Annotated in this window: 16 protein-coding genes; 12 read left to right on the top strand and 4 right to left on the bottom strand. The window is 58.3% G+C overall.

Annotated elements, in window-relative coordinates; all coding sequences use genetic code 11:
* Positions 1-2: 2 nt before the first annotated feature.
* From J2X15_RS02815 to J2X15_RS02800, 4 genes are all read right to left on the bottom strand, one after another.
* Complete coding sequence (locus J2X15_RS02815; RefSeq protein ID WP_310339308.1) at positions 3-908, bottom strand: GSU2403 family nucleotidyltransferase fold protein; 906 nt, start codon at positions 906-908, stop codon at positions 3-5.
* A 65-nt stretch (positions 909-973) separates the two neighbouring features.
* A complete protein-coding gene (gene upp / locus J2X15_RS02810) occupies positions 974-1627 on the bottom strand; it encodes a uracil phosphoribosyltransferase (RefSeq protein WP_310339304.1) in 654 nt (217 codons plus the stop codon).
* A gap of 64 nt (positions 1628-1691) precedes the next feature.
* Positions 1692-1982, bottom strand: coding sequence for a hypothetical protein (locus tag J2X15_RS02805; protein ID WP_310339301.1), 291 nt, complete (start codon positions 1980-1982; stop codon positions 1692-1694).
* Positions 1979-3574, bottom strand: a complete 1596-nt coding sequence (locus J2X15_RS02800; protein ID WP_310339298.1) for a helicase HerA-like domain-containing protein — start codon at positions 3572-3574, stop codon at positions 1979-1981. Before J2X15_RS02800 ends, J2X15_RS02805 begins: the two co-directional genes overlap by 4 nt.
* A 58-nt stretch (positions 3575-3632) precedes the next feature.
* Here J2X15_RS02800 and J2X15_RS02795 point away from each other — a divergent pair, with 58 nt between their 5' ends.
* From J2X15_RS02795 to J2X15_RS02740, 12 genes are read left to right on the top strand one after another with little or no spacing between them, the layout of a single operon-like run.
* The gene (locus tag J2X15_RS02795) at positions 3633-4352 is read left to right on the top strand and encodes a YebC/PmpR family DNA-binding transcriptional regulator (protein WP_310339295.1); all 720 of its coding nucleotides are present in this window, start codon (positions 3633-3635) and stop codon (positions 4350-4352) included.
* Positions 4349-5641, top strand: a complete 1293-nt coding sequence (gene purD, locus J2X15_RS02790; protein WP_310339292.1) for a phosphoribosylamine--glycine ligase — start codon at positions 4349-4351, stop codon at positions 5639-5641. The genes J2X15_RS02795 and purD overlap by 4 nt, the downstream gene beginning before the upstream one ends.
* On the top strand, positions 5638-6558 hold the full coding sequence (gene hemF / locus J2X15_RS02785; RefSeq protein ID WP_310339289.1) for an oxygen-dependent coproporphyrinogen oxidase: 921 nt from the start codon (positions 5638-5640) through the stop codon (positions 6556-6558). Before purD ends, hemF begins: the two co-directional genes overlap by 4 nt.
* Positions 6559-6560: 2 nt before the next feature.
* Positions 6561-7166 carry a nicotinate (nicotinamide) nucleotide adenylyltransferase gene (nadD, locus tag J2X15_RS02780; protein WP_409034246.1) on the top strand — a complete coding sequence of 202 codons (606 nt, stop codon included), beginning with the start codon at positions 6561-6563 and terminating at the stop codon, positions 7164-7166.
* 8 nt (positions 7167-7174) lie between these two features.
* Entirely contained in the window at positions 7175-7864 is a 690-nt protein-coding gene (gene rsfS, locus J2X15_RS02775) for a ribosome silencing factor (protein ID WP_310339283.1), read from the top strand.
* Positions 7865-7872: 8 nt separating this feature from the next.
* On the top strand, positions 7873-8340 hold the full coding sequence (gene rlmH, locus J2X15_RS02770) for a 23S rRNA (pseudouridine(1915)-N(3))-methyltransferase RlmH (RefSeq protein ID WP_296466387.1): 468 nt from the start codon (positions 7873-7875) through the stop codon (positions 8338-8340).
* A gap of 10 nt (positions 8341-8350) precedes the next feature.
* Positions 8351-10294 carry an acyltransferase family protein gene (locus J2X15_RS02765; RefSeq protein WP_310339277.1) on the top strand — a complete coding sequence of 648 codons (1944 nt, stop codon included), beginning with the start codon at positions 8351-8353 and terminating at the stop codon, positions 10292-10294.
* Positions 10291-10905: a Maf family protein gene (locus tag J2X15_RS02760; protein ID WP_310339275.1), complete on the top strand. Its 615-nt coding sequence runs from the start codon at positions 10291-10293 to the stop codon at positions 10903-10905. The genes J2X15_RS02765 and J2X15_RS02760 overlap by 4 nt, the downstream gene beginning before the upstream one ends.
* Positions 10887-12362: a ribonuclease G gene (gene rng, locus J2X15_RS02755; RefSeq protein WP_310339273.1), complete on the top strand. Its 1476-nt coding sequence runs from the start codon at positions 10887-10889 to the stop codon at positions 12360-12362. Before J2X15_RS02760 ends, rng begins: the two co-directional genes overlap by 19 nt.
* Positions 12363-12371: 9 nt before the next feature.
* Entirely contained in the window at positions 12372-14792 is a 2421-nt protein-coding gene (locus J2X15_RS02750; protein WP_310339271.1) for a glycosyltransferase family 4 protein, read from the top strand.
* Complete coding sequence (locus J2X15_RS02745) at positions 14789-15721, top strand: glycosyltransferase family 2 protein (RefSeq protein ID WP_310339266.1); 933 nt, start codon at positions 14789-14791, stop codon at positions 15719-15721. The genes J2X15_RS02750 and J2X15_RS02745 overlap by 4 nt, the downstream gene beginning before the upstream one ends.
* Positions 15718-17013 (top strand): O-antigen ligase family protein, encoded by a 1296-nt coding sequence (locus tag J2X15_RS02740; protein ID WP_310339263.1) that lies wholly within the window; start codon positions 15718-15720, stop codon positions 17011-17013. Before J2X15_RS02745 ends, J2X15_RS02740 begins: the two co-directional genes overlap by 4 nt.
* Positions 17014-17037: the final 24 nt, after the last annotated feature.

Below are 17037 nucleotides of genomic sequence, written 5' to 3'. Positions count from 1 at the left end.
CTTTATGAAGTGCTGGCCTCAGTGCCGGCAAGCAATAAGTGTGGCAAATATTCGTTTACCAATTCGGTGACGATGCGGGATTGCAGTGCATCTTTACCGCTCTTGTTCGGATCGCGCCCCAGCTGGGTGGAAAGGCCTTGCTTGATGCGTGCAAAGTCCAGCGGGTGGATGGTGCGCATCAGCGCCATTTCGCCAGAGGTGGCCACCACCACCTGGTCCATGCGCAGAGGGTGTGGATCGGCGTCCTTAGCGGCGCGGCGAATGATGTCGACCTCAAATCCATCCTGGTTGCGTGCGGTGTAGAGCTGATCTTCCACCACTTCAAAGCTGGGGTCCACCTTGCGCAACACGCCGATCAGGGAGCTGTCTAGCTTCTTCATGGTGGTGAGGAAGGAAATGTGTTTGCGGGTGTCAAACAGCATGTCCAAATCGCGCGTCGCCATGGCTTCCTCGGTGATGCGGACGCCCGCAGCCGATTCATAGGCATACAGGGCGTGAGTACCGACCACCAAAAAGTGTTCCTGCAAGCCGATGTTCTCCAAAGCATTGATAACTCCAACCACCACATTGGGCACACGGCCTACGCGCATCGCACGGTTCAGGCGCTGCTGGGTGGCAAGTTGGGTCTTGAGGGCTTTGAGGCGTGCTTCAGCGGCGGATTTGCGCGCCACAAAACTGTCGTACATGGCCTGGGTCTCATCGCCATGGAGCCCCAGAGATTTCTGGCCACCGCTGGCGGAGGTACGTATCAGCGTGCGCTTGCCGCGCAGTTCACGCCACAGCATGCTGCCACGTACTTCGGCGGCGGCCTTCTTGGCCTTGACCAGTGCGAGGAACACCGTTTCTGCGTCAATGTATTGGCGCTTCTGGCTTTCCGACTGGTCGAGAAAAAGGGTGCTGGCAGGCATGTTCAATGTATTTTTGAATATTCAAACAATACATTGAACATTTAATAAAATCAATAACTTACTGTTTATTGAGTGCCGAAAATCCGGTCCCCCGCATCGCCCAAGCCCGGCATGATGTAGCCGTGGTCGTTCAGGCCGCGGTCAATGGCGGCGGTGAAAACGCGCACATCGGGGTGTTCCTTGTACAGGGTGTTGATGCCTTCGGGGCAGGTCAGCAGGCACAGGAACTTGATGGATTTGGGCTTGCAGGCCTTCAGGCGCGCCACGGCGGCGGCGGCGGAGTTGCCGGTGGCCAGCATGGGGTCCACCACCACAACGTCGCGCTCTTCCATGTTGCTAGGCATCTTGAAGTAGTACTCCACGGCCTGCAGGGTCTTGGGGTCGCGGTACAGGCCCACGTGGCCGACACGGGCACCGGGCACCACCGATAGGACACCGTCCAGAATGCCGTTGCCGGCCCGCAGCACGCTGGCAAACACCAGTTTCTTGCCGTCGATGACCTTGCCGGTCGTCTTTTCCAGCGGGGTCTCGATTTCCAAGTCCTGCAGCGGCATGTCGCGGCAGACTTCGTAAATCATCAGGCCGGCCAGCTCGTTGAGCAGGCGGCGAAAGCTGCTAGTGCTGGCTTCCTTTTTGCGCATCAGCGTGAGCTTGTGCTGCACCAGCGGGTGGTCAATCAGCGTGACGTTGGCACGGGCTGCGGGATCGATGGTGATCATGATTATTTGTGTTGATTGATTAGTAGGTTGAAGTGTGACGGTTGCTTAAGCCCAGCGTACAGATTTAACGAAGCAGTCTTACCAAATTTGCAATTGCATCCAGGGCCAGTACCGCTAGCCACCATTTGAATTGCCATTTTTTTCGAAGTCGTAAAGGCAAGAAAAACAATACGCCAGTTGCACCTAAAAATAAGAAGGCTCCAGCCAAGATGAGGCCAGAGTGTTCAATGGCTGAAAGCTCGGTGACACCAATATCTATCGCTATATACAAACAGACTGCAGCAAGAACCAGCGCGCCCATTCGTACGTACGTGGGCAACTCTGCATTATCTTCAGTACGTTGGTTTAGCGTCATCGTCGACTTCCACCCAGGATGCTGCCCAGCACCCCGCGAATGATCTGGCGGCCCACTTCGCGACCTATGGAGCTGGCGGCGCTCTTGATCATCTGCTCGCCCACACTGGCGCGCGAGCGGCGGGCACCGCCGCCCAGCATGTCGCCAATGCTATCCAGAATGCCTCCGCCGCTGGGCGCGGGTGTTGCTGTTGGCGTGGGGGTAGATCCCCGCCGGGATGCGCGTGGTGGCGCAGCAGTATCTGCAGCCGGAAAGTCGTCTTCTACCGGTGCCGCATGGCCCATATTGGCCTGCGTGCGGCCTTTGAGCTTCTCGAACGCAGACTCGCGGTCCACGGCTTTCTCGTACACGCCAGCGACGATGGATTCGGCGAGCAGCGTCTTGCGCTGGTCGGGTTTGATTGGGCCAATCTGGCTGGCCGGGGGCAGCACAAATACGCGTTCGGTCAGGCAAGGGCGGCCTTTTTCGTCCATCAGGCTCACCAGCGCCTCGCCCACTCCCAGTTCGGTGATGGCGGTGGCCACGTCCAGGCCGGGGTTGGCGCGCATGGTGTCGGCCGCGCTCTTGACGGCCTTTTGGTCGCGCGGGGTGAAGGCGCGCAGCGCGTGCTGCACGCGGTTGCCCAGCTGGGCCAGCACGCTGTCGGGGATGTCCAGCGGGTTTTGGGTGACAAAGAACACCCCCACGCCCTTGGAGCGCACCAGGCGCACCACCAGCTCAATACGCTCGATTAGCACCTTGGGCGCGTCGGCAAACAGCAGGTGGGCCTCGTCAAAGAAAAACACCAGCTTGGGTTTGTCCAGATCGCCCACCTCGGGTAGGGCTTCGAACAGTTCGCTCAGCATCCACAGCAAAAAGGTGGCGTACAGGCGTGGCGACTGCATCAGTTTGTCCGCCGCCAGGATGTTGACCACGCCCTTGCCGGAGCCGTCGGTCTGCATGAAGTCTTCGATATTGAGCATGGGCTCGCCAAAGAACTGGTCGCCGCCTTGTTCCTCGATCTGCATGAGGCCGCGCTGGATGGCGCCAATGCTGGCGGCGCTGATGTTGCCGTACTCGGTGGTGTAGTGGCTGGCGTTCTCGCCCACGTCCTGGCACATGGCGCGCAGGTCTTTCATATCCAGCAGGAGCAGGCCGTCGTCGTCGGCGATCTTGAAGACGAGTTGCAGCACGCCAGCCTGGGTTTCGTTGAGGTTGAGCATGCGGGCCAGCAGCAGGGGGCCCAGGTCGCTCACGGTGGCGCGCACCGGGTGGCCTTGTTGGCCGAATACGTCCCACAGCGTGGTGGGGAAGGCGGAGAAGGCCGGCTCGTCAATGCCGCGCTCCTTGAGGATCTTGGCCAGTTTGTCGCCCAACGCACCTTTTTGGGAGATGCCTGTCAGGTCGCCTTTCACATCGGCCATGAAGACGGGCACACCAATGCTGGAAAAGCCTTCGGCCAGGGTTTGCAGGGTGATGGTTTTGCCAGTGCCAGTGGCGCCGGTGATGAGTCCATGGCGGTTGGCCTTGTCGGGCCGCAGAAAGCACTGGACGGTGGAGTTGCCGGTGCCGTGTTGGGCAATCAGGATGCCCTCGTCTTGGATGGAAGCCATGGATGTCCCAAAAAGTACAATCTAGAGAGTAGCGTAACGAATTTTTGAAGGATTTCGCGTGGCAGGACACAGCAAATGGGCCAATATTCAGCACCGCAAGGGGCGCCAGGACGAGAAGCGAGGCAAGATCTGGACCCGCATCGTTCGTGAAATCACGGTAGCGGCCCGTGCCGGCGGTGGAGACCCTGCCATGAACCCCCGGCTGCGCCTGGCCATCGAGAAGGCCAAGGCCGCCAACATGCCCGCGGACCGCATCAAGTACAACGTGGACAAGGCGACTGGCTCGCTGGACGGCATCACCTACGAAGAAATCCGTTACGAAGGCTACGGCTTTGGTGGCGCCGCCATCCTCATCGATACCATGACCGACAACAAGGTGCGCACGGTGGCCGAGGTGCGCTTTGCGTTCACCAAGCACGGTGGCAACATGGGCGCCGAAGGCTCGGTGGCCTTCCAGTTCAAGCACGTGGGCCAGCTAATTTACGCGCCTGGCACCAGCGAAGACAAGGTGATGGAAGTGGCCCTGGAGGCAGGTGCCGAAGACGTCATCACCGATGACGACGGCGCCATCGAGGTGTTGACCGCTTACGCCGACTTTGAAGCCGTGAAGGCTGCGCTGGAAGCGGCAGGCCTGGCGGCCGAAGTGGCCGGCGTGACCATGCGCCCCGAAAACACCATTGAGCTCACCGGCGACGACGCCGAACGCATGCAAAAACTGCTGGACGTTCTGGAAGACCTGGACGACACCCAAGAGATTTACCACAACGCTGCACTATGAATATCCTTGTTATTGGCGGCGGTGGTCGCGAACATGCTCTGGCCTGGAAACTGGCCCAGTCTCCCAAGATCCAGATGGTCTACGTGGCCCCCGGCAACGGTGGCACGGCCACCGATCCGCACCTGGAAAACATCGCCATCACCGACGTGGTGGCCCTGCGTACTTGGGCACAGGAAAACAAGATCACGCTGACCGTGGTGGGCCCCGAAGTGCCCCTGGCGGCAGGTGTAGTGGACGAGTTCCGCGCCCACGGCCTGCGCATCTTCGGCCCGACAAAGGCCGCGGCCCAGCTGGAAAGCTCCAAGGCCTTCAGCAAGGCCTTCATGCGCCGCCACAACATTCCCACGGCCGAGTACGCCACTTTCTCCGACCCCGCGGCGGCCCATGCCTATGTGGACAAGATGGGCGCCCCCACCGTAGTCAAGGCCGACGGCCTGGCAGCCGGCAAGGGCGTGGTAGTGGCCATGACGGTGGCCGAAGCGCATGAGGCGATCGACTTCATGCTGGTGGACAACACGCTGGGCGTGGCGCACAACGACGGTGGCGCGCGCGTGGTGATTGAAGAATTCCTCGAAGGTGAAGAAGCCAGCTTCATCGTCATGGTGGACGGCAAGAACGTGCTGCCCCTGGCCACCAGCCAGGACCACAAACGCCTGCAAGACGGCGACCAGGGCCCCAACACCGGTGGCATGGGCGCGTATTCGCCGGCCCCCGTGGTTACACCTGACATCCACGCCAAGGCCATGCGCGAGATCATCTTGCCGACCGTCAAGGGCATGGAGGCCGACGGCATTCCGTTCAGCGGCTTCCTGTATGCGGGCTTGATGATCGATAAAAACGGCCAGCCCAAGACGCTGGAGTTCAACTGCCGCATGGGGGACCCCGAAACCCAGCCCATCATGATGCGTCTGAAGACTGACCTGGTGGACGTGTTGATGGCCGCCACCGAGCCTGGCCCGCACGGCAAGCTGGACGAAATCGAGCTGCAGTGGGACCGCCGCACCGCGCTGGGCGTGGTGCTGGCCGCACACGGCTACCCTCTGAGTCCGCGCAAGGGCGATGCCATTACCGGCATTCCCAAGGACAGCGAGGACGCCGCCGTATTCCACGCCGGCACCACCCTCAAGGACGGTGTGCTGCAAACCTCCGGCGGGCGCGTGTTGTGCGTGACAGTGCTGGCTGACAGCGTGAAGCAGGCGCAGCAACGGGCCTACCAGGTCATCAACGAAATCCGCTTTGATGGTATGCAGTACCGCACGGACATTGGCTACCGGGCCATCAAGGGATGAGCGTGCAGGCGACCCCCGCCCAGGTGCGACAGTACCTGATGGGCCTGCAGAGCCGCGTTACTGCGGCCATTGCCGAGATCGATGGCGGCATTTTTCTGTCCGATGCCTGGGAAAAAGCGCCCCATGAGCCGTTGCAGGGCAGTGGCATCACGCAGATCCTGGAAGGTGGCGCGGTGTTTGAGCGCGCGGGTTGTGGTTTCTCGCATGTGCGCGGCCCCAAGTTGCCACCCAGTGCCACGCAGCACCGTCCCGAGCTGGCCGGCGCACCCTTTGAGGCCATGGGCGTGTCGCTGGTGTTCCACCCGCGCAATCCCTATGTGCCCACGGTGCACATGAATGTGCGCATGCTGGCCGCCAAAAACCCGCAGGGGCAAGAGGTGTGCTGGTTTGGCGGCGGCATGGACTTGACGCCGTACTACGGCTTCGAAGAAGACGCCGTGCACTTCCACCAGACCTGCAGGGACGCACTGACGCCGTTTGGCGACGACAAGTACCCGCGCTTCAAAAAATGGTGCGACGAGTATTTCTTTTTGAAGCACCGTAACGAGCCGCGTGGCGTGGGCGGTGTGTTCTTCGACGATTTCTCCGAATTGGGCCAAGACCGCAGCTTTGCCATGCTGCAGGCCGTGGGGGAGGCGTTTTTGACCGCCTACTTGCCCATCGTCCGGCGTCGCAAGGACACGCGCTACACGGAGCGCGAGCGTGCGTTTCAGCTGTACCGCCGTGGCCGCTATGTGGAATTCAACCTGGTGTGGGACCGCGGCACGCACTTCGGTCTGCAGTCGGGCGGGCGTACGGAGTCGATCTTGCTGTCTATGCCGCCGCTGGTGAGCTGGGCCTATCAGCAGGTGCCAGCCGCGGGTTCGCCCGAGGCAGCGCTGACCGAGCGCTTTTTGACGGCGAGGGATTGGGTTTGACCGTGCCTGCAGCCGCATCCTTCCGGCGCATTGGCGTGTTTGGCGGGGCATTTGACCCGCCACACTTGGGGCACCACGCGCTGGCGGTCACGGCCATAGCCCAGCTGCAACTGGATGCTCTGCACATCATTCCCACGGGCCACGCTTGGCACAAAAGCCGCACGCTCAGCGACGCCTCCCACCGCATGGCCATGGCCGAGCTGGCCTTTGCGGATCTACCGCAGGTGGTGGTGGACGGGCGAGAACTGGCACGCCCCGGCCCGACCTACACCGTGGACACTTTGCTGGAATTGCAGCAGGAAAATCCGGGTGCGCAGCTGTACCTGCTGATTGGCGAAGACCAGGCGCACGCGCTGCCAGGCTGGAGCCGTTGGGAGCGGCTGCCCGCACTTGCTATAATTTGTGTAGCTGCTCGCGCAGATTCAACGGGGGCCAAAGGCCAGTTTGATGCCCTCAAAGCACAAGTGCCCGGCCTGACGGTCCTGAACATGCCCCCTGTGGACACCAGCGCCACCGACATCCGACACCGCGCCACCACGGACCAAAGCCTGGTGCCTCTGGTTTTTGAAACCGTTGCGCGTTATATTGACCAACACCACCTTTATTGACCGACCTGATGACTACTTCCACCGTTGCCAAAAACACCCAAAAACTCCAACGCGCCATCGTGGACGGCCTGGAAGACGTCAAGGCCCAAGACATAGTGGTGTTCGACACCGAGCACTTGTCATCCCTGTTTGAGCGCGTCATCATCGCCTCGGGCACCAGCAACCGCCAGACCAAAGCGCTGGCCGCCAGCGTGCGCGATGCCGTGCGTGAAGCCGGTTTCCCCAAGCCCCGCATTGAAGGCGAAGCCAACGGCGAATGGATCATCGTGGACTGCGCGCAGGCCGTGGTGCACATTTTCCAACCCAACTTCCGCCAGTACTACCACCTGGAAGAGCTGTGGGGCGAAAAGCCTGTGCGCCTGAAGCTGGGCGCAGCCAAGCCCGCGGTGGCGGAAGCTGCCAAACCCGCAGCCAAAGCACCCGCCAAAAAAGCCGTTGGCGAGCCCAGCATGCGCCGCTCCAGTGCGGCCAAGAAAGGTGTGGAAGAGGCCTTCCCATCGAAAGCCGCCCTGAAAAAGGCGGCCGCAAAGTCAGCCGGTGTCAAGACACCCGCCAAAAAGGCGCCTGCCAAGAAAGCGGCAACTCCCAAGGCCCCGGTGAAAACGGTGGTGGTGAAGCCGGAAGTCAAGAAAACGGCTGCCAAGGCCGTTGCGGCCAAGAAGGCCCCCGCCAAGAAAGCTGCTCCCCGTAAAGCCTGAGGCAGGCGATGCGGCTGGTCATCATCGCTGTGGGGCAGCGGGTTCCCGATTGGGCGCAAACCGCGTGGGACGACTACGCCAAGCGCTTTCCGCATGAGCTCAAGGTCGAGCTCAAAGCCATCAAAACCGAGCCACGCGGCTCCAAGACGGTGGAGCAGCTGTACGCGGCGGAGCGCAAGCGCATTGAAGAGGCCATCCCCAAAGGCGCACGCATTGTCGCGCTGGACGAGCGCGGCACCAGCCTGCGCACCACGGCGCTGGCAGAGCGCTTAAGGGAATGGCAGCTGGGCGGTGGTGATGTGGCGCTGGTGATCGGTGGTCCGGATGGGCTGGACCCGGAATTCCGCCAGGGCGCCCACGAGCGCATTCGCCTCTCTGACCTGACCTTGCCACACGCCATGGTGCGGGTGCTGCTCATTGAACAGCTCTACCGCGCCTGGTCCGTCAACGCCAACCATCCTTATCACCGCGAGTAAGCGTAGAGCGATGAGCCGAATCTCCCAAGTGTCTCTGCCTCAAATGCAGAGTTCTGATTTTCGTTTTGAGATCAACGCGCTTAGAGCCTTTGCTGTTCTGGCGGTGATGGCCTATCACTTTGGTGTGCCCGGTTTTTCCGGAGGTTTTACCGGGGTAGATGTTTTTTTTGTGATCTCTGGTTTTTTGATGGCTTCTCAGGTCTTGAGTGCATCAGAGCGAGATGCCTTTTCATTTGCAAGCTTTTATAGCTCGAGGTTGCGGCGAATCTTCCCTGCGCTGTTTGTTGTTGTTGTTGTTTGTTTGGTATGGGGATGGTTTTTTGATCTGCCAAAGGACTACATCAATACAAATAGACATGCGGTTTCCGCGCTTTTTTTCGTTTCGAACATAGCATTTGATGGCGAACGAGGATATTTTGATGCGGCGGCGCATACCAAATCGCTCTTGCATACATGGTCATTAGCGGTTGAGGGGCAGTTTTATATATTTCTCCCTGTGTTTTTGATATTGATGCAGCGCTTTGCCAAGCGGTATCTTTTTCTTATTACTGGCATAGTGCTACTGGTCGGATGTGTGTGGGCTTTGTACATAAATCATGTAACTCCGGGTAAAGGGTTTTACCTTTTATCTTGCCGTATATGGGAGTTTTTTATTGGAGTCATGCTTGCCACTTACCACATGCGCAAGCTCAATGCTGCCGCACGCAATCTTCTTAGTATTTCTGGTCTTGTTTTTTTAATTGGTAGTTTTTGTCTTATCGATGCATCTATACCTTGGCCCGGAATATGGACATTGATTCCCACACTCGCAGCAGCAATGCTAATTGCTGCTGGAAATACAGACTTAACGCGTAAGCTACTAGGGTTTTGGCCATTACAGCGTGTTGGAGATATTTCTTATTCTCTGTACTTATGGCATTGGCCAGTTTGGGTATTTTCAAATAACATGCTTTCCATGTCGGGCCGTGCCCCATATTGGGTAGACCGGCTTGGAATGCTCTTGTTGTCATTGTTGCTGGCTAGTTTGAGCTGGCGATTTGTCGAGCAACCAATTCGCAAACAACGTCAATGGTGGACCAGTAAGCGTTTGGTATTTTTAGCCTCGGTTGGTACCCTTTCTGTATTCAGCTTTGGTCTCGCAAATGTTGCAGTGAACGGAATGCCGTTTAGGCTACCTATTTACGTTCAGCGTGCCGCAGAGGCAACATTCATTAATACTCCAAGAGATGAATGTTTCAGGCGGGGAGATTCAACAAAAGATGCCTCGGAGCAGTTTTGTGTATTTGGAGTCGCAAGTGCTTTAAGTCCGGAATTGGCGCTTTGGGGTGATTCGCATGCAAATCAATATTTGACTGCTGTTTCAGATGCGGCGACCAGAAATAATGTAGCTGGAATTATTGCAACACAAAGTGCGTGTTCAGCTAAAAAAATAGAGTCAAATGCGATAATAAACTCTGCTTGTGAAAAATTCAATCAAGAGGTTTATCAATATATTTCGAGTCATGCTGCGATCAAGACGGTAATATTAGGGAAATGGTGGGCAGGCATCGACAATGCGCCCCTTCTCACGTTAATACGCGATCTTGTAAGTCAGGGAAAGAAGGTCGTTTTAATTGGGGCACTCCCATCCCCAGGGTTTGATGTTCCCGAGCGGTGGTCCAAACAGCAGATTAGTGCAGGTCAAGCAATTGATTCAATGGTGATCCCTATGAGTTCCCAGTCACCTGCATTGGCAATTCGTGAAAAAATGATGTCCGAACTCTTACCACTCTTGCAAACTGGAAGTGTTATTTACATAGATCCCTTCAAGCACCTTTGTGATCATGAAAAGTGCCGTTTAGTTGAGGACGGTTCCAGTAACTTTAGGGATGAATCGCACTTGTCTCACTCCAGCACAATGCGGTTTATGCCGGATTTTGAAGACGCCATACGGAAAATGGAGGCTCGGCAATGAGTGACTTCATTTATCTGGCCTCCCAAAGCCCTCGTCGCCGCGAGCTGCTGACGCAAATTGGCGTGGCGCACGAACTGCTGCTGCCAACGCCCGACGAAGATGCTGAAAGCCTGGAAGCGGTGTTGGTGGGAGAAGCACCAGATGCCTATGTACAGCGTGTGACCGCTCTCAAATTGATAGCTGCTCGCGCACGTTTGACGAGGGCCGGAGGCCAAAATCGCCCTATATTGTGTGCCGACACCACGGTGGCGATGGGTAGCACCATTCTGGGCAAACCTGAAGACGCAAACGACGCCCAGCGCATGTTGCGCGCCTTGTCGGGCCAGACGCATCGCGTGTTCACCGCCATTGCCATTGGCTGGGGTGACAAGACGGCTCAGGCCTGCTGCGAATCGCGCGTGACCTTTGCCCAGATGAGCGACGCCGAGATTGCCGACTATGTAGCCAGCGGCGAGCCCATGGGCAAGGCCGGCGCGTATGGCGTGCAGGGCCGGGCGGCAGCGTTCATTGCGCGCATCGAGGGATCGTACTCTGGCATCATGGGCCTCCCTTTGTTCGAAACTGCGCAGGCCTTGCGCGAAGTGGGCTTTGCATGCAACAAGACATCCTGATCAACTGGTCGCCGCAAGAAACGCGGGTGGCCATCGTCGAACACGGTGCGGTGCAGGAACTGCACGTGGAGCGCACGCTGGAGCGTGGGCTGGTGGGCAATGTGTACCTGGGCAAGGTGGCGCGGGTACTGCCGGGCATGCAGTCGGCCTTTATTGACATTGGCCTGGAGCGCGCAGCCTTTCTACATGTGGCTGATGTATGGCACCCTCCGGCCGAGGGCGAATCACTGAGCGCTTCGCGCGCCTCGCAACCGCAGATCCCCATTGAGAAACAGGTGTTTGAGGGCCAGTCCCTCATGGTGCAGGTTATCAAGGACCCGATTGGTACCAAGGGAGCCCGCCTCTCCACACAGATCAGTATCGCCGGGCGTCTGCTGGTGTTCTTGCCACAGGACGATCACATCGGTGTGTCGCAAAAAATCCCCACCGCGCAGCGCGACGAGCTGCGTAACCGCATGCAGAAGCTGGCGGGCAAGGAGGGCGGCGGCTTCATTCTGCGTACCAATGGCGAAGATGCATCGGATGTCGAACTGGGCGACGACATTGCCTATCTGCGCAAGGCATGGGCCCGCATCAAAGACGCTTCGGTGCGCCTGCCCGCACAAAGCCTGCTGCACCAGGACTTGAGCTTGCTGCAGCGTGTATTACGCGATCTGGTGGGCGAGGGCACGCAAACCATCCGTGTGGATTCGCGCGAGCAGTTTGATGCGCTCAAGGCTTTTGGCTCGGAATTCATGCCGGCCGCGGCCGAAAAGCTGCAGCACTACAAGGGCGAGCGCCCGATTTTTGACCTGTACTCTATCGACGAAGAAGTGGCCAAAGCGCTGGCGCGCCGCGTGGAGCTGAAGTCGGGCGGCTACCTCATCGTGGACCAGACCGAGGCGTTGACCACGGTGGATGTGAACACCGGCGGTTTTGTCGGCGCGCGCAATTTTGACGACACCATCTTCAAGACCAACCTGGAGGCCGCACAAGCGATTGCAAGGCAGCTGCGCCTGCGCAACCTGGGTGGCATCATCATTGTCGACTTCATCGACATGGCGCGCGAAGACCACCGCGATGCTGTGCTCGGAGAATTCCGCAAGCAATTGGCGCGTGACCGTGTAAAGACCATGGCCGGTGGCTTTTCGCAACTGGGCTTGGTGGAGATGACGCGCAAGCGCACGCGCGAATCGCTGGCCCACATGCTGTGCGAGCCATGCCCCACCTGCGAAGGCAAGGGCATTGTCAAGACCCCGCGCAGCGTGGCCTACGACATCTTCCGCGAAATCCTGCGCGAGGCCCGCCAGTTCAACCCGCGCGAGTTCCGCGTGGTGGCGTCGCCCAAGGTCATCGAGCTGTTTCTGGACGAGGAAAGCCAGCACCTGGCCGGCCTGTCCGAGTTCATCGGCAAGCCAGTGTCGCTCCAGAGCGAAGCAGCCATGGCGCAGGAACAGTACGACATCGTGCTTTTGTGATGGTGGCGTGTGACTGAACGTTTACGGATCGCCGTACTGAGCCGGAACTTTGCCACCACGGGTGGCGGGGCCGAGCGCTATTCCATTGCGCTGGTCGAAGAACTGGCGGCGCGCCACGAGGTGCATGTGTTTGCGCAGACTATTGCGCACGACTTTCCGGGTGTGACCTACCACCGCATTCCCATGCCGCTGCAGCGGCCGCGCTGGATCAACCAGCTGTACTTTGCGTGGAAGACCTGGCGCGCGACATGGCAAGGCTTTGACATCGTGCACTCACATGAAAACACCTGGCATGGCAATGTGCAGACGGTGCATGTGCTGCCGGTGAAGCACACGCTGTTTGCCGGCCGGCAGGGCGCTGCGCTGGCGCTGCGCTGGCTCAAGGTGATGACGAGCCCGCGGCTGTTGGCCTACCTGTGGCTGGAAAAACGCCGCTATGCCTGGGCGCTGAAGAAGTGCGTGGTATGTGCTTCCTCGTCATTGAAGACGGTGCTGCAGGTGACCTACCCGGATTCAGCCCCGATGCTGGAGGTAGTGACGCCAGGCGTGGACACGGTGCCGGGTTTGGCGTCTGCTACGCAGCGCGCGCAGGCCCGCGCGCAACTGGGGCTGCCGATGCAGGCAGTCTTGGTGCTGTTCGTGGGAAATGACTTTGTAAAGAAAGGTTTGCCGACCCTGCTTCAAGCGATGGTTCAGCTGCCCGCGCAGACACAGCTGGCGGTGGTGGGCCATGCCGAAAGCGAGCCGGCCATGCGCAGGCTTGCCGAGCGCTTGGGGCTGACGGAGCGCGTGCATTTTCTGGGCAGCCAGCGGGATATGGGGACGGCATACCGCGCAGCAGATATGCTGGCGCACCCCACACTGGAAGACGCTTACGGCATGGTGGTGCTGGAAGCCATGTCGCATGGCCTGCCTGTGGTGGTGAGTGAAGCCCCTTATAGCGGTATTGCACAGGACCTGCGTGATGGCGAGAACGCATTGCTGCTGAAAGATCCCCGGAATGTGGCCGAAATCGTCACCGCCGTGCAGCGCCTGCAAACGGAAGGCGGCTTGGCATCGGATATGTCCGGCCAGGCGCTGGCATTTGCCCAAGCGCATTCCTGGAAGCGTGCTGCTGGCTCTTATGAAGCCACATACGCCGGCATCGCAAAGCGTTACGCGCAGCGTTGGTTGGTGCTGTCCCATGCCTTCAACATGGATGGTCGCGCTGCCAGCCAGACCATTACCGACAAGCTGCCCCATCTGGAGGCGGCGGGCATTGAGCTGGTGGTGCTGAGCGGAGTGTCCGGTGAGCAAGATCGCCACTACGAACATCACCAGCTCTGGCCAGCAGGGGCTGCAGGTATCCGATTCGAGCTGCGCCATGTGCTGCGCAAGCGGCTCGCCGATCCCAAGGTCTATCGGTTGGTCATGATGCTTTTGTCCATTCCTTTGCTGCCGTTCATGTTCATCGAAAAGCTGCTGCGGCCCGTGGAAAGCTCCTGGTCGTGGTGGCTCACTGCTTATCTCAGGGGGCGTTCGCTTGCCCGGCATCGCAAGTTCGACCTCATCTATTCCACCGGCGGGGCCTTCGCTGCGCATGTGGCCGGGCGCGCTTTGAAAAAAGCGCTGGGCGCTCGCTGGTTGGCCGAGGTACACGATCCCCTTGTGATGCCGGGCAGCGTGCCCAAAACCGGGCAGGAGCGCATGCAGGCCGAGGTAGAACGCCAGATTTGCACCGATGCCGATGTGGCCATCTGGTTTACCGAACAAGCCCTGGCCAGCGCCAGACGCCGCCATCCCCAGCTGGGCGAGCGCGGCAAGATGATGTTGCCGGGCATTGATGCGCCGTTCAGGGTGTTACCTTCTTATGTGCCGGGCGCCAAGATGGTCATAGGCCATTTTGGCTCGCTGTCGGCTACACGCAATCTCACGCCCATCATTTCTGCACTGGAGGCTTTGGTATCCAAACGCCCTGAGTTGCGTTCGTTGCTGGAGCTGCAACTTGCGGGTGGACCGCTGGACGCAGTGTCCCAGGCCGCGATCACCCAATCGCCCGTGCGTGATCTGGTGCGCCACCTGGGCCGTATCGAAGCGGACCCTGTGACAGGCATGTCCGGTCGTGAGCAGATTCTGCGGCGCATGCGCAGTGCTGATGTACTGCTGCTGCTGCATGGAACCGAACCCATCTGTGCCGAGTACATCCCTTCCAAGCTCTACGAATACCTGTGGATGCAGCGCCCGATTTTGGCGACGGTGCATGGCAATCCGCAGATGGTGGAGTTGCTGCGTGGGCAGGGGCATTTTGTGGTGCAAGACGGCGACAACTTCGAAGAAGTTCTGGAGAAGATGATGGACAGATGGCGACTGCAGGGTCTTGGAAACAACCGCCAAGTCAGTCCTTATACGACACGCACCGCCGTTCAGCGTTTGCGGGAGTTTTTGGCATGAAACCCATTCTGTCACTGGTGGTTCTGGGGTATCGGAACTTCAAAACGGTTACCCGCGGCTGTCTGGAGTCACTACTGCCTTGGGAAAATCATCCTGAAGTAGAGATACTGGTCGTGGACAACGGTTCACCTGATGACTCTGCGGACTTGACACGGCGCTGGTGCACGTCCCATCCTGGTTTTCGCAGCTTGGTGAGCGCGGAAAATCGAGGCTTCGCAGGTGGGATGAACTGGGGAGCCAGCCATGCGCAGGGAACCTGGTTATTGCTCGTAAATAACGATACGGTGTTTCCCCCTCTGGCCCTGGACGCTTTATTGAGGGTTGTGCAAGCTGCACCAGCCGCGGTTGCCATGCTGGGGCCTGTGACCAATGCTGCGGGCAATGGGCAGCGCCTCTGGAAGCCGGAAGCGTCCCTTGCGCAGTGGTTGCAGATCGGTGAAACATTACATGCACATCCCACCAACCAGTTGATGCCTGCCTACCGCTGCGACTTTTTCTGTATTGCCATTCGGCGCGATGCATGGGAGCAACTGGGTGGATTAGACCCAGCGTTTGGCCTGGGCTACTACGAAGATTTTGACTTTAGTTTGCGGCTGAGGGCGGTAGGTTTGGAGCAAATGATCACTGAAGACGTGTTCATCCTCCATGTTGGCAGTGCCACATTCAAAGGCAGCAAGGAAGCGCGGGCTTTGATCAAGCGCAACAAGAAATTGCTGCAAGCCAAGCATTCGGCAGCCCGTTTTGAGCACACCCGGCTGGGGAATTTGGCGGTTTTGGCGCGTTATGAAGAGCTTCGCCGCAATGGTTTGTGGACTCCGCCGCTTCAATTGCGCGCGGGTTTGCGCACCGGAGCGCTGGAGGGCGATGCGCCCAGAAGTGTCTTGAAGCGGTGGTTGTGGCGGCGCAAGGTAAGAAAGGTGTTTGCATGAAATTTCTCGCGAGCCGATGGACTCCATGGATGCCCGCTCAGAGCACGTGGCTGGAGCGAGTCATTCTCCTCATGCTTGTTGTTGCCCCGCTGTTTTACCTCTCCGTTTCGCACTGGATCACCAATGTATCGATTCTTTGCGCTGTATTGATACTGCTGTCATCGGTTTTTTACCGAAATTACTTTTCGGTTTACCACGATGTGGAGCTATGGCCTTTTTTAGGCACGTATGTCATTTACTTCATTGCTATTTCTGTATCCCAGATCGGCCGAGGGACTTTTGTGTCCAAGGAATATCTGGATCAGACTCGATGGCTTCTGGGTGTGCCCATATTCGCTTTCCTACTGTACCTTCGCATCAAATTTTCCGATGCGCTACGCTGGATCGCCCCCTTGATTGTTCTTTTTTCCTGGGTAAGCAGCACATTTGTCATGCCGAGCGACGCATGGGGTAACCGGGCCACCATTGAATTCATGGACCCCCTCGCATTCGGTTTCATGAACCTCTCCGTGGGCTTAATGTGCTTGGTTATTGCGGCGCTGAATTTGAAGCAGGGACGCCTGAGCAAATTGGCCATACTTAATGTTGTGGGGTTTATGGTCGGTACCTACCTGTCCTTGCGAAGCGGCAGTCGAACTGGGTGGTTGGCGTTTCCGTTTGTTTTGTTGCTTATTGCCAGAACCCTTTTCGAAAACCCAGCGGGAAAAAAAATCTCTGTACTCCTTTTTTTAGCGCTGCCGTTGGTTGCGGTATTGCTGCTGTCCAGCACCACGGACATTCGACTGGCGGCGTTTGTGGATGAAGTCTCCAGTTATCCTTGGCGCGGTGGAGTCGCCTCGGACACTTCGGTAGGAATGCGGATCACGTTCTACCGGTTGGGGGCCTACTATTTCTCTCAAAGCCCCTGGTTCGGCTGGGGAGACCGCGGGTATCTAGCGATAAAGGATGCGACTGAGGTGGTGACGTTCTCTACCGCTTATACCCGCGATTTTGCATATAACGCCCTGTTTCATAGTGAATGGACCACGCAAGCCGTGCGATTTGGATTGCTGGGTTTGATTGCCGTTTTCTGGGTATTTGCAGTGCCGTTTTACGTGTTCTTCAAACATCTGAGATCACATCCCTTGTCTGCGCAAGCGTCCCTCATGGGTCTGGCATTTCTCATGTGCCAATTGGCCGCAAGCTTCAGCACAGAGATATACAGTTCCAAAGGGATGATTACTTTCTCCGTGGTCATCGTTGCCGGGCTACTGGCTGATGTGTTGACTGACCATGCGCGTACTGACTGTTAGTCTAGTAAACGTCGCTGTTCTTTT

The sequence above is a fragment of the Rhodoferax saidenbachensis genome, assembly GCF_031457975.1.
Classification (GTDB): domain Bacteria; phylum Pseudomonadota; class Gammaproteobacteria; order Burkholderiales; family Burkholderiaceae_C; genus Allorhodoferax; species Allorhodoferax saidenbachensis_A.
This window is presented reverse-complemented; position numbering and strand designations above follow the sequence as displayed.